Annotated in this window: 9 protein-coding genes and 1 riboswitch; of the genes, 3 read left to right on the top strand and 6 right to left on the bottom strand. The window is 68.0% G+C overall.

Annotation, left to right across the window (positions count from 1 at the left end):
• Positions 1–40 precede the first annotated feature (40 nt).
• Positions 41–145, bottom strand: a riboswitch (TPP riboswitch).
• Between the two features lie 65 nt (positions 146–210).
• Positions 211–1485: a lipid IV(A) 3-deoxy-D-manno-octulosonic acid transferase gene (waaA, locus tag ACG10_RS03675; protein ID WP_089167174.1), complete on the bottom strand. Its 1275-nt coding sequence runs from the start codon at positions 1483–1485 to the stop codon at positions 211–213.
• Between the two features lie 250 nt (positions 1486–1735).
• On the opposite strand from waaA, the gene ACG10_RS03670 reads away from it, so the two are divergent.
• The 3 genes from ACG10_RS03670 to ACG10_RS03660 are packed head-to-tail and all read left to right on the top strand — an operon-like array spanning position 1736 to position 4698.
• Positions 1736–2911 (top strand): NAD(P)/FAD-dependent oxidoreductase, encoded by a 1176-nt coding sequence (locus ACG10_RS03670; RefSeq protein WP_089167173.1) that lies wholly within the window; start codon positions 1736–1738, stop codon positions 2909–2911.
• Positions 2908–3726, top strand: a complete 819-nt coding sequence (locus ACG10_RS03665) for an aldo/keto reductase (protein ID WP_089167172.1) — start codon at positions 2908–2910, stop codon at positions 3724–3726. The genes ACG10_RS03670 and ACG10_RS03665 overlap by 4 nt, the downstream gene beginning before the upstream one ends.
• A 42-nt stretch (positions 3727–3768) precedes the next feature.
• Entirely contained in the window at positions 3769–4698 is a 930-nt protein-coding gene (locus ACG10_RS03660; protein ID WP_039801940.1) for a hypothetical protein, read from the top strand.
• 60 nt (positions 4699–4758) lie between these two features.
• Here ACG10_RS03660 and ACG10_RS03655 read toward each other — a convergent pair whose 3' ends face one another.
• The 5 genes from ACG10_RS03655 to msbA form a co-directional block, all read right to left on the bottom strand.
• Positions 4759–6786 (bottom strand): acyltransferase family protein, encoded by a 2028-nt coding sequence (locus ACG10_RS03655; protein ID WP_232487181.1) that lies wholly within the window; start codon positions 6784–6786, stop codon positions 4759–4761.
• A gap of 93 nt (positions 6787–6879) precedes the next feature.
• The gene (gene hldE, locus ACG10_RS03650) at positions 6880–8304 is read right to left on the bottom strand and encodes a bifunctional D-glycero-beta-D-manno-heptose-7-phosphate kinase/D-glycero-beta-D-manno-heptose 1-phosphate adenylyltransferase HldE (RefSeq protein ID WP_089167170.1); all 1425 of its coding nucleotides are present in this window, start codon (positions 8302–8304) and stop codon (positions 6880–6882) included.
• A 34-nt stretch (positions 8305–8338) separates the two neighbouring features.
• A complete protein-coding gene (locus ACG10_RS03645; RefSeq protein WP_089167169.1) occupies positions 8339–9796 on the bottom strand; it encodes a PIG-L deacetylase family protein in 1458 nt (485 codons plus the stop codon).
• A 4-nt stretch (positions 9797–9800) separates the two neighbouring features.
• Positions 9801–10697: a GNAT family N-acetyltransferase gene (locus ACG10_RS03640; protein WP_089167168.1), complete on the bottom strand. Its 897-nt coding sequence runs from the start codon at positions 10695–10697 to the stop codon at positions 9801–9803.
• Positions 10697–12487, bottom strand: coding sequence for a lipid A export permease/ATP-binding protein MsbA (msbA, locus tag ACG10_RS03635; protein WP_089167167.1), 1791 nt, complete (start codon positions 12485–12487; stop codon positions 10697–10699). Before msbA ends, ACG10_RS03640 begins: the two co-directional genes overlap by 1 nt.

Raw genomic sequence — 12487 nt, 5'->3', positions numbered from 1 at the left:
GGACGCGGGCATGCCGAAGCATCGAGAGGCCCCCGCCGAACGGCGAGGACGTCTTGTTCCCTACGCAGGTTTCACCCTGATCAGGTTCAACGGGATCCGGCCTGCGCCGATCTCAGCCCCCGCTGGGGCACCCCGACAAGTACCGGCTGAGTCTAAACAAGCCCGGCGAAGAACACCAACCGGCAAAGGCCTCCTCGTCGGAAAAGGCGGTCAGGGCCTAATCAGCAGCCGCTCTAGCCCTTCCAGCAGCCGCTCCAGTGCGCCCTGGTTGGCTTCGAGCACCGCCTTTCCGGCCGCGCCAGCCCGGGCGGCGCCCGCCGGCTCGCTCCAGAAGGCGCCGACCGCCGCGGCCAGCGAGCCGGCATCGCTCACCTGGCGCAGGGCGCCGGCCTCGTCGAGCCGCGCGGCGATCTCGAGGAAGTTGAACAGGTGCGGTCCGCTGAGCAGCGGCTTGCCCAGCGCCGCCGGCTCCAGCAGGTTGTGCCCGCCGCTGGAGACCAGGCTGCCGCCGACGAAGGCGCAGTCGGCCAGGGCGTAGAGGAACAGCAGCTCGCCCATGGTGTCGCCGAGCAGCACCGCGGTTCCGGCCTCGACCGCCTCGCCGGCGGAGCGACGCACGGTGGCCAAGCCCTCGCGGCGGCACAGCTCGAAGACCTGGGCGAACCGTTCGGGATGGCGCGGCACCAGGATCAAGAGCGCCTCGGGACAGCCCGCCAGCAACTGGCGGTGGGCAGCGAGGACGATCTCGTCCTCGCCGGCATGGGTGCTGGCGGCGATCCATACCGGGCGATCCGCCGCGCCCCAGTGGGCGCGCAGCGCCGCCGCCCGCTCCGGCAACTGCGGGTCGACGGCCAGGTCGAACTTGATCGAGCCGGTCACCGTCACCGCCTCGCCGCCGGCGCCCAGCGCGCGGAAACGCTCGGCCTCGGCCTCGCTCTGCACCGCCAGCCAGCGCATCTCGGCGAGCATCGGGCCGGTGAGCCGGGCAAAGCGCCCGTAGCCGCGCGCCGAACGCGCCGACAGCCGGCCGTTGGCCAGCGCCACCGGAATACCGCGCCGCGCGCACTGGTGCACATGGTTGGGCCACAGCTCGGTTTCCATGATCACCGCCAGGCGCGGCTGCAGGCGGTCGAGAAAGCGCGCCGCCGCCCACGGCAGGTCGTAGGGCAGGTAGCAGTGCTGCACGCGGTCGCCGAACAGCGCGCGGATGCGCTCGGAACCGGTCGGCGTCATGCAGGTGACGGTGAGCGGCAGCTCCGGATGGCGCGCCTGCAGGGCGCGAATCAGCGGCGCGGCGGCGATGCTCTCACCCACCGACACCGCATGCACCCAGATGCCGCCCGGGCGCAATTCCGGCAGGCCGAGGGCGAAGCGCTCGCCGACGCGCCGCGCATAGGCCGGCGCGCGCCAGGCTCGCCAGGCCAGGCGCAGGAGGATCAGCGGGAGGGCGAGATGCAGCAGCAGGGTATAGAAGGTCCGATTCATGGCCGCGCAGCTTAACAAAACAAGGCGCCCGGCGGCTGCAGGGTTGGTGGCGGCGCCCCGCCTACACGACCAAGGTCGTGACCGACTCGCCAATAAAAGACTGACGAATGGCACGCTTCATGCTGACCGGGATCAATAAACTGGCTATGCCTTATCTCCTATGGTCCCAGTCCGAGCCCGTCGGATAACCGGAACCCACGACCTCGAGTCAGCCGCTATAATCCGACTCTTTTACTCAACGAGAGCAGCCATGTTCCCAGCCCTCAGCACGGACGTCCTGATCGTTGGCGGCGGTATCGCCGGCCTCTGGCTGAACGCCCGTCTGCGCCAGTCCGGCTACGCCACCCTGCTGGTGGAAAGCGCCAGCCTGGGCGGCGGACAGAGCGTCAAGTCGCAGGGGATCATCCACGGCGGCACCAAGTACGCCCTGCACGGCGCGCTGAGCGGCGCCTCCGAGGCGATCGCCGACATGCCACGGCGCTGGCGCGAGGCGCTGGCCGGCAGCGGCGAGCTGGACCTCTCCGGGGTGCGCCGGCTGTCCGACGCCCACTATCTGTGGTCGCCCGGCACCCTGACCGGCAAGCTCACCAGCTTCTTCGCCAGCAAGGCGGTGCGCGCGCGGGTCGAGCCGGTGAAGGGCGAGGCCCTGCCCGCGGCGCTGCAGCATGCGGACTTTCGCGGCAGCGTCTATCGCCTGGACGAGCTGGTGCTGGACGTGCCCGGCCTGATCGAGCGCCTCGCCGAGCTGGCAGGCCCGGGCCTGCTGGCCGCGCGGGAGATCGCCCCGCTGCGCGAGGCCGGCGAGCTGGTCGGGCTGAGCGTCGACGGTCGGGCGATCCGCGCCCAGCGCATCGTCTTCTGCGCCGGCGCCGGCAATGCCGAACTGCTGGCTACGCTCGGCCTGAGCCAGCCGGCCATGCAGCGACGCCCGCTGCACATGGTCATGCTCAAGGCGCCGACCCTCAAGCCGCTCTACGCCCACTGCCTGGGCGGCGGGCCGAAGCCGCGGCTGACCGTCACCAGCCATCCGGCCGCCGACGGCCAGTGGGTCTGGTACCTGGGCGGCGACCTGGCCGAGGCCGAAGGCGTGGCCCGCGACGAGGCGCAGCAAATCGCCACGGCTCGCCGTGAACTGAACGAACTGCTGCCCTGGATCGATCTGGCCCAGGCGCGCTGGGCGACCCTGCGGGTGGACCGCGCCGAGCCGGCGCAGTCGGCCCTGGCACGCCCGGACAACGCCTTTCTCGCCGAGCAGGGCCACCTGCTGGTCGGCTGGCCGACCAAGCTGGCCCTGGCCCCGGATCTGACCGACCGGGTCTTCGCCGCCCTCGAGCGGGACGCCGTGCGCCCGGCGACGCATCCGCCGCTGCCCGCTCTGCCCCGCCCGCCGCTGGCGCGGCCGGCCTGGGAGGAGCTGCTGCCGTGAGCCTCGCCACCCTCCACGACCTGCACCGCCCGCTGGGCAGTAGCGGCCTGACCGTCTCGCCGCTGGGCCTGGGCACCGTCAAGCTCGGCCGCGACCAGGGCGTGAAGTACCCGACCGGCTTTCGCATCCCGGACGACGCCGAGGCCCGCCAACTGCTCGCCCTGGCCCGCGAACTGGGCATCAACCTGATCGACACCGCGCCGGCCTACGGGGTCAGCGAGGAGCGCCTCGGCCCGCTGCTGCGCGGCCAGCGCGACGCCTGGGTGATCGTCAGCAAGGTCGGCGAGGAGTTCGAGCATGGCCAGTCGCGCTTCGATTTCTCCTCGGCGCACACCCGCTTCTCCGTCGAGCGCAGCCTCAAGCGCCTGGAAACCGACCATATCGACCTGGTCCTGGTGCACTCGGACGGCAACGACGTCGCCATCCTGCGGGACAGCGGCGTCTATCCGACCCTCGCCGAACTCAAGCGCGAGGGCAAGATCAACGCCTTCGGCTTCTCCGGCAAGACTGCCGAAGGCGGCCTGCTGGCCCTCGAGCAAGGCGACTGCGCCATGATCACCCTGAATCTCAACGACCAGCGCGAGCTGCCGGTGGCCGACTACGCCGCCGCCCACGGCAAGGGCATCCTGATCAAGAAGGCCCTGGCCAGCGGCCATGCCTGCCTGGACAGCGGCATCGACCCGGTTCGCGCCAGCTTCGAGCTGCTGTTCCACCACCCCGGTGTCGGCAGCGCGATCGTCGGAACCATCAACCCGCTGCATCTGTCGCATAATGTCTCGGCAGCTGCAGCCGTCATCCGCCAACAAAGACAATAAGGACCTGCCGCTTCTGCGGCAGGCCAGGACCAAGGAGCCGCCATGTCGACCATCATCGCCAAGCGCAATCCGCGCGCCTTCAAGACCCTTCCCCTGTTCGTGGAAGCTTCCCCCGAAGGCCTCAGCTACCAGGCTCTCGGCCAGCCGCTGAACTTCAGCCAGATGCTCGAACGGCGTCGCCCGGTCGAGGTCGCCGACAGCCAGCGCTTCGCCCTGGAACTGGCCAACCTGGGCGTCTCCGTGCGCCTGACCCTGACCTGGCAGGGCCGCGACTACTGGCTGCTGGTACGCCAGCAGCGCCAGGACCGCGGCGACGTGGTGCTCAAGCCGATCTCCGGCTACGTGCCGGCCCACGAGCTGAACCTGCCGCTGCTCACGGCGATCCAGGAAGTCGCCGAGGAATGCCTGCTGCAGACCCCGCAGTGCTGGCTGACCGGGCGCTTCGGCGACACCTGGCTGCCGGCGCCCTACGAGAACGTCCTGCACTACTGCGACAACACCTCCTTCCGCCTGAGCCCGCTGTCCGGCGCGGCGCGCCCGGTGTCCTGCGGCAGCATGCCCCTGCTGGAGCGTCCGCGGGCCTACGTGCACCTGCCCACCGCTTCGCTGCAGCTGGTCTACGACATGCGCCTGGAGATGCCGGGGAACCTGCGCCAGCTCAGCCTGCTGCACGCCGACGAATGCCTGGAGGAAGGCACCCTGATCGCCCGCATCGACCACGACAGCCCGGACCTCTACCTGCTGCCCTTCGACCAGGACCGGCGCCCGGCGGACGAGCTCTACACCCTGCAGCAGGGTGTCCTGCATCCGGTCGACACCCGCGACCTGTGGCTGGCCGAAAGCTTCGCCCCGCAGGACGGCTGGGTGGTGCGCGACGAGCGGATCAGTTGGCGCGACTGGCAGGCCCTGTGGGACGCCCCCGAGCAGAACCTCGCCAGGCCGGCCCCGCGGCGCAGCGGGGCGGTAGGCTGAGAGGAGCTCCCAGGAGGAAGCTCCGCCCGGACGCCACTCACCGAGGGCACACCAGTGCCCTTACCTGGTCGCCTCCTCCCGCCGATGCGCCAAGGCCTCGCCGGCGTCCTGCATGGATGCGAAAGCCTTGGCGAACATCGGCATCAGCAGCCGGTTGCCGAACTCGTTCAAGTGATCGTCGTCCGCATAGAGCGGGAGCCCATCCTTGCTGCCATGGCAGAGCTCGTTGTCGCACAGATAGGGCAAGGGGTCGAGAATCTGGGCGCCACACCGCTCGCGTGCCTCGTCTTGGATACTCCAGACGAAGGCATGGCGCTTGTGGTAGTCCGCCAGTGTGATCGAGACCTCCCTCCGAGCGCCTATCAGCATCGCCTTACCCATGGCACGCGGCACATCTATCCCCATCTCGGGGATGGGCCTCAATAAAAACAACGGACGATGTTTGCTGATCGCACAAGCCATCGCGACATAGTGCTGGCGGAACTCATCCAGATATTCGGGCGAAGCCCGATCTGGAGGGGTGGAAAAAAATACAAAGGGCCTGTCCGGCTTCTGCCCTCGTACTTTTTCATTAGTTCCCAAAGCATACATGGAGGTCCGATTGACTATGATGATCGGCAGGCCAGGCATGACTGTCTCAAGACCTTTATTTAAATCCGAGTTCAGACGCAGGCAAGGAGGGCCCGGCTCTTTCTCATCGATATTTCTCGCGCTAAACAGCAGCAAACATCCCGTCACGGCTCGGTAATAAATTCCTTGCCACTGCGGATCGGGCAACGCGGCCTGTGCCGCCGTCACTACTGAGTCGGCATGACTGTCGCCGATTATCAGCGCCCGAATTGATTCACCGCCGAAAATGCATCCCTTGTCCTTGGCTAAACACTCACTGCGTCGCGGGTTACGATTGTGTATCTGCGCCTCGATCTTACCAACAGCCTCAGGCAATCTTTCCGGGAAACCATCGATGCGTACCCAATGAGCCGCCAGCGCCACTGGAAAAACCGCCAGCGCCACAGCGGCAGCCGCCCATCGAGGCGCCAACCCGTACAGGCCACGCCGTGCCGGGACCTCGATCAAGGCATAGGAAAGCTGGCCAAGCAGTAGGGTTGCGAAGAGAGCAGACAGGACCCAGGCCGGGCTGTCCAGCCTCTCGCAATAGGCAAGGCCGGCGACCAGCGGCCAATGCCACAGGTAGATGGAGTACGAGCGGGTGCCAAGCCACTGGGCTACAGCGTTGCCGGTCCAGGGCGAATCCCCGCGCTGCGCCAGCAGTACCGACAGGGCCCCGATGCAGGGCACCAGTGCCAGCCAGCCCGGCCAGAGACTCGACGAGTCGAGAAAGACGACGGCAGAGACAATCGAGAGCAGGCCAAGCCATTCCAAACCGAGCCTGGTGCGCGCGGAAAGCCTCAGGTTCTCGCCAAACAGGAAAAGCAGACCTCCGGCCAGAAACTCCCATGCCCGCGACTGCAGCAGGTAGAAGGCTTTGGGCGGCTCGCTCAGAGTCAGTGCGACGCAGACGCCAAAGGAGGCGAGCAATAACGGGACATGGACCAGGACCATTGCCCGCCGGCCCGGAAACAACCGCCAGACGGCCAGCAGGAGTACGGGCAGCAGAAGATAGAACTGCCACTCCACGGACAGCGACCAGCTATGCAGAAGCCACTTCTCGTGGGCGTCGTCATCGAAATAGCCGGACTCCTGCAGGTAACTCAGGTTGGAGGCAAAGAGCAGGGTCCGCCGGGCATGCCCACCGAGCGTCTCGTACTCCTTGGGCATCAGGAAGAACCAGCCGACCGCCAGCAGCACCGCCGCCAGCACGATCAGGGCCGGAAGAATCCGCCGGGCACGGGCCAGGTAGAACTCCCACAGGGAAAAATCGCCCCGCTGCAAGCCCTTGCCGATGATGCCACTCATCAGGAAGCCGGAGATGACGAAGAACACATCGACGCCGACAAAACCGCCGCCGAAACCAGCAATCCCGAAGTGATACAGCACCACGGCCATCACGGCCCAGGCGCGTAGTCCATTGATGTCACGGCGGAACTCATTGGCCCCGGTGGTCGATGCAGAAATGCTGTGCGACACCCTCTTCCCCACAGGAACTTGCGGATCGCAATGCCCAGGCGAAGCAGTGCAGGCGCTTGGGCGCGACGGATTTGAAAGATGAGTTTTTCGCGCTTATGGCTGCCGGCGGATTTTCTCGACGATACCGGTAGTGGAACTATTCTCCACCAGCCCCAGCACCCTCACCTCACCGCCATGGGCGCGGACGAGGTCGGCGCCGACCACCTGATCGACGCCGTAGTCGCCGCCCTTGACCAGCACGTCCGGACGGATCTGCTCGAGCAGGCGTTCGGGGGTGTCCTCGGCGAAGCTCACCACCCAGTCCACCGCACCGAGCCCGGCGAGCACCGCCATACGCCGGTCCACCGAATTGATCGGCCGGCCCGGGCCCTTCAGACGGGTCACCGAGGCGTCGTCGTTGACCGCCACGATCAGCCGGTCGCCCTGGGCTCGGGCCTGCTCCAGATAGGTCACGTGGCCGGCGTGGAGGATATCGAAGCAGCCATTGGTGAAGACGATCTTCTCGCCCTGGGCGCGGGCGTCCTCGATGGCCAGCAGGAGCTGCTCGAGGCCCAGCACGCCGCGCTCCGAGCCCTGCTCGCGCTGCACCGCACGGCGCAGCTCGGGGGCGCTGATCGCCGCGGTGCCCAGCTTGCCGACCACGATGCCGGCCGCCAGGTTGGCGAGCGCCACCGCCTGCGGCAGCTCCTCGCCGGCGGCCAGCGCCGCGGCCAGAGTGGAGATCACCGTGTCGCCGGCGCCGGTGACGTCGAACACCTCGCGCGCCCGCGCCGGCAGGTGCAGCGCCGGATGGCCGGGGCGCAGCAGGGTCATGCCGTGCTCGCCACGGGTCACCAGCAGCGCGCCGAGCTCGAGCTCGGCCATCAGCCGGGCGCCCTTGGCCACCAGCTCGGCCTCGTCGGCGCAGCGACCGGCGATGTTCTCGAATTCGGCCAGGTTCGGGGTGATCAGATCGGCACCGCGGTAGATGGTGAAGTCCTTGCCCTTGGGATCGGCCAGCACCGGAATGCCACGGGCGCGCGCCGCCTGGATCAGTACCTGATGATTCTGCAACGCACCCTTGCCGTAGTCGGAGAGCACCAGCACCCGGATCCCGTCGAGCAGGCCCTCGACCTCGGCGGCCAGGGCCGCGGCGTCGGTGGCGAAGGGCTGCTCGAAGTCCATGCGCAGCAGTTGCTGGTGGCGGCTCAAGACCCTGAGCTTGACGATGGTCGGCTGGCTGGCGATGCGCTGGAAATGCACGTCCACGCCGGCCGACGCCAGGCTCTGGGCCAGGCTGTCGGCCGCCTCGTCGGCACCGGTCACCCCGACCAGGGTGGCCGAGCCCCCCAGCGCGGCGATGTTCAGCGCGACGTTGGCCGCCCCGCCCGGGCGGTCCTCCATCTGTTCGACCTTGACCACCGGCACCGGCGCCTCCGGGGAAATCCGCGTGGTGCAGCCATGCCAGTAGCGGTCGAGCATGACATCGCCGACCACCAGCACGGGAGAGCGCTCGAAACGGGGCATGGACAGCTTCATGGAGTCTCCACGGAAGTATGAAAATCGGCGGCGATCATAGCATGCGCTGTCTAGCTGCCTGCCGCAGGCCATGGGCGCAGCTGTCCGCTACGGCGGCCGTGCAGGGGCGCACCCAGAACAGCTCGTGCCGCCGCACCGCCTTGCGGAAGAACTCGTCGGCCCCGGTGGCCGGCCAGCGGCGCCCGGCGAGGGCCTGCTGAATCAGCCGGCGCAGGCGCTTCTTCAGCGGCAGCGGCGCCTGCAGGTCATGCTGCATGGCCAGCGCTGCGGCCTTGTCCAGGCGGGTTTCAGCGTCAAGGCCCGGACTCCACAGGCCGTCGACCGGCAAGGGCTCGATGGCCGGCGGCAGGGCGATGCCGTCCCCGGCCGGGCCCATCGGCCAGCGGTCGTTGTCGTGCAGGTGGTTGGCGTAGAGCAGCAGGGTCTCGGGACGCCAGGCGCTGCCGGCAGCCGCTTCGAGCAGGGCACGGGTGGCGGCCATGTGGTCGGCATGCGGATCCAGCTCGGGATGCGGCGTCACCACCACCTCGGGGCGAAAGTGCTCAAGCAGCGCGCGCAAGTCGGCGACCAGGTTGTGCCAGGTCGGCGCACCCTCGGCATCGCCGGGCAGGCTCAGCGGGTTGTGCCGGCGCACGCTGCGGGTGTCGGTCTCGCCGGATTCCCGCGAGCCGAACGGCCGCTGCGGCTCGGCGGCCATCGCCGGCAGCTGCAGGCAGTAGTAGCCGAGCTGCACGCAACGACTCTGCGGCACGCCGCCCCACAGCGGCACCGCCAGACTGTCCCAGCTGCGCAGACGGCCCTTGAGGCGCGCCGCGGCCGCCGGGTCGAGACCGAGACGCCGGTAGCGCCTGGCCTCGATCTCGCCCTGGGTCAGGGTGACGATGGCGACATCCCGCGCCCGGCTGTACAGGCCGAAGGCCGCCAGTTCGGCGTCGTCGGCATGGGGGGCGATAACCAGCAGGCGCCGTTCGGCGTAATCCGGGTTGGTCAGCGCATGCAGGGTGGCACTGCCGGCCAGGCTGCAGAAGCGCCCGCGAATGCACAGGTGTCCGGTACGCAGCGCCGCCTGCTGACCGGACAGGTTCAGGTAGCGCAGCCCGTCCACGCCGCGCTCGAAATCCTGGCGGTCGTCGCCGATCCACACCTGCGGATCGAACAGCCGCCCGAGCCGGCCGGCGCTGACGCGCACCTCGAGGATCAGGGTCTCGGCCGCACCGATATCGCCCTCAACCACCAGCCTGCCCTCCTCCAGGCGCGCCGGCAGGGCCAGGGCATCGGGCGGAAAAGCGTAGCGGTAATCATCCTGCGGACGATAGAACAGATGATCGGCGAACCAGGCCTCGTGGGCGACCCAACCCAGCACCAGCAACAGCGGCACCAGCCACCAGGCGACCAGCAGGCCGAGCAGGACCAGCGCCATCAGGGCGGTCAGCATGAAAAGGCGCTTGTGCCGGCGATGGCGCTTCAGCAACTGCTGCTTGCGGGCTGTCATGGCGTCAGACCTGATAGACCGGCACCCGGTGGCACCAGAGGTCCTTGTATTCACGGTCGGCGCGGCCAAAGGAATAGCGCAGCTGCTTGTCCTTGGCCCGCGCCTCGGCCCAGGCGTCCTGGGTATTGACGAAGGTGAGCACGCTGCCGGGGGCCAGCTTGTCGCAATCGGGATCGAAGCCGCCGTTGATGTACTCGTAGGAGACCCACTTGGGCGACTCGACCCGGTAGAGGATCTGGATGGCGATGGGCCGCTCCCCGAGAAACACCACCTGGCCGGCCATGAACTCGTTCATCAGCTCGAACACCTCGGCCAGGCGAGGCTTGCCCGGCACCTCGAACTTCCAGCGGCGCTCGAACAGCTCCGCGTAGATGGCGGCGCGCTCGGCAGGCGCCACCTCGCCGATCGGCCGCAGATGACCGCCGGCCTCCTGCAGCAGGCGCAGGTCGCGGCGCAGGTTGTAGCGGTAACGCCCCTTGTAGTTCTCCGGCGGGCGGGCCATGGCCAACTGCTCGGGTTGCTCGCGCAGGTTCGCGATGCGCCCGTGGTTCAGCTCGGAGATGTAGCTCATCTGCTGGCGCACGGGTACGCAGGCGTTCTCGGCGATCGGCAGGATCACCTCGGCATTGCCCAGGTCGAACAGACGGCGCTTGCCGGCCTGCTTCAGCACGTCCTTGGACAGCGCCAGATGGCGTCCCCAGCAGGGCACGGCGGCCAGCAGCTCGCCATCCTGCTCCCAGCCCAAGTAACGGACAGGCATTTCCGCCAGGGCGGACAGCCGCTCGACGAACGCGGGATGGGTCGCCACGCTGCCGCCATGGCGGCTCCAGGCCTCTGCATAGGCCGTTTGGTCGATGGCGTTCCAGCCACGCTCACGCCAGCCACGCAACAACTGCAACATCAGGCATCCCCTGTTACAGAAAGCATTTCATCGGTTTCCTTGAATTGTCTGGAGTGCAGGCGCGCGTAGTGCCCGCCGAGCGCCAGCAGCTCGGCATGGGTGCCGCGCTCGACGATGTGCCCCTCATCCATCACCAGGATAAGGTCGGCCTTCTCGATGGTCGACAGGCGGTGGGCGATGACCAGCGTGGTGCGCCCTTGCATGACGCGATCCAGGGCGGCCTGGATATGCCGCTCGGACTCGGTGTCGAGGGCCGAGGTGGCCTCGTCGAGGATCAGCAGCGGCGCATCCTTGAGCAGTGCCCGGGCGATAGCCAAGCGCTGGCGCTGGCCGCCGGAGAGGGTCACGCCGTTCTCCCCCACTTCGGTATCGAAGCCCTGTGGCAGCCTGTCGACGAACTCCCGGGCGTAGGCGGCCTCGGCGGCCTGCTCGATGGCCTCGCGCGGCGCGCCGGCCAGGTCGCCATAGGCGATGTTGCTGGCCACGCTGTCGTTGAACAGGGTCACCTGCTGGGTCACCAGGGCGATGTGCCGGCGCAGATTGCGCAGGCTGTAGTCCTCGATGGCGACGCCGTCGAGCAGGATCTGCCCCTCCTGATGCTGGTAGAAGCGCGGGATCAGGTTGGCCAGGGTCGACTTGCCGCTGCCGGAACGGCCGACCAGCGCGACCATCTGTCCCGGCTCGACACTGAAGCTGATCCCGCCGAGCACCGGCCGGTCGCTGCCGGGATAGCTGAAGCTCAGGTCGCGAACCTCGAGGCGGCCGGCGACCCGCTCGCGCTCGACATGCCCCCGGTCGACCTCGGCCTCCTCGTCCAGCTGGGCGAAGATGCTGTCGGCCGCCGCCAGGCCCTTCTGGATGGTGGCGCTGACCTCGGACAGCTGGCGGATCGGCTTGGGCAGCATGCCGGCCGCAGTGATGTAGGCGATCAGATCGCCCGCCGAGGCGTCGCCGCGCAGGTAGAGCACCATGTACATGAGCACGGCCATGCCGCTGTAGATGACCAGCTGCAGCAGCGGCGTGTAGACCGCCTGGGTGCGGGTCATGCTCAGGCTGCGGTTCATGTTGAGGGCGCTGGCCTTGTGGAAGCGCCTCTGCTCGTAGGACTCGCCGCCGAAGCTGCGCACCACCCGATAGCCCTGGATGGTTTCCGAGGCGACATGGGTGACGTCGCCCATGGCGTCCTGGATCTTCCGGCTCTGCTTGCGAAAGCGCTTGCTGGCCGCAGTCACCATCAGCGCGATGATCGGCAGCAGCACCACCAGCAGCAGGGTCAGCCTCCAGTTGCTGAGGAGCAGGTAGCCGAACAGGAAAACAACGGTGAGCCCCTCGCGGATCACCACCTTGATCGCATCGGTCGCCGCGCCCGTCACCATGGTCACGTTGTAGGTGATCCGGGAGATCAGGTGGCCGGAGTTGTGGGTGTCGAAATAGCGGTTGGGCAGGGTCAGCAGGTTGTCGAAGAGGGCGCAGCGCAGGTCGTGCACCACGCCGCGCGCGACCTTGGCCAGGTAGTAGTTGCCGAGGAAGGAGCCTATGCCCTGGTAGAGGGCAATGAGTACAATCAGCAAGGGCACGCCATAGAGCAGCGGGATACCCAGCAACATGGCCTCGCCGGAACCCTCCAGGCCATCCAGGAAGTACTTGAGCATTTCCGCCAGCAGCGGCTGGCTCGAGGCGAACAGCAGGAACCCCACGATGCTCAAGGCGAAAGCCTTCGCATAGGGCAGAACGTACCTCAGCAACCGCAGATAGACTTTCAGGCTGGATTGCTGGACAGGGTTGGCCAT

The sequence above is a fragment of the Azotobacter chroococcum genome, from assembly GCF_002220155.1.
Taxonomy (GTDB): Bacteria; Pseudomonadota; Gammaproteobacteria; order Pseudomonadales; family Pseudomonadaceae; genus Azotobacter; species Azotobacter chroococcum.
The sequence above is the reverse complement of the archived record's forward strand: the minus strand, read 5'-3'. Positions and strand labels throughout refer to the sequence as shown.

Coding starts and splice junctions, on each gene's coding strand:
- waaA (WP_089167174.1), bottom strand. CDS start 1,485: ATGAATCGGACCTTCTATACCCTGCTGCTGCATCTCGCCCTCCCGCTG.
- hldE (WP_089167170.1), bottom strand. CDS start 8,304: ATGAAGCTGTCCATGCCCCGTTTCGAGCGCTCTCCCGTGCTGGTGGTC.
- ACG10_RS03640 (WP_089167168.1), bottom strand. CDS start 10,697: ATGTTGCAGTTGTTGCGTGGCTGGCGTGAGCGTGGCTGGAACGCCATC.
- ACG10_RS03660 (WP_039801940.1), top strand. CDS start 3,769: ATGTCGACCATCATCGCCAAGCGCAATCCGCGCGCCTTCAAGACCCTT.
- ACG10_RS03670 (WP_089167173.1), top strand. CDS start 1,736: ATGTTCCCAGCCCTCAGCACGGACGTCCTGATCGTTGGCGGCGGTATC.
- msbA (WP_089167167.1), bottom strand. CDS start 12,487: ATGGCCAACCCTGTCCAGCAATCCAGCCTGAAAGTCTATCTGCGGTTG.
- ACG10_RS03645 (WP_089167169.1), bottom strand. CDS start 9,796: ATGACAGCCCGCAAGCAGCAGTTGCTGAAGCGCCATCGCCGGCACAAG.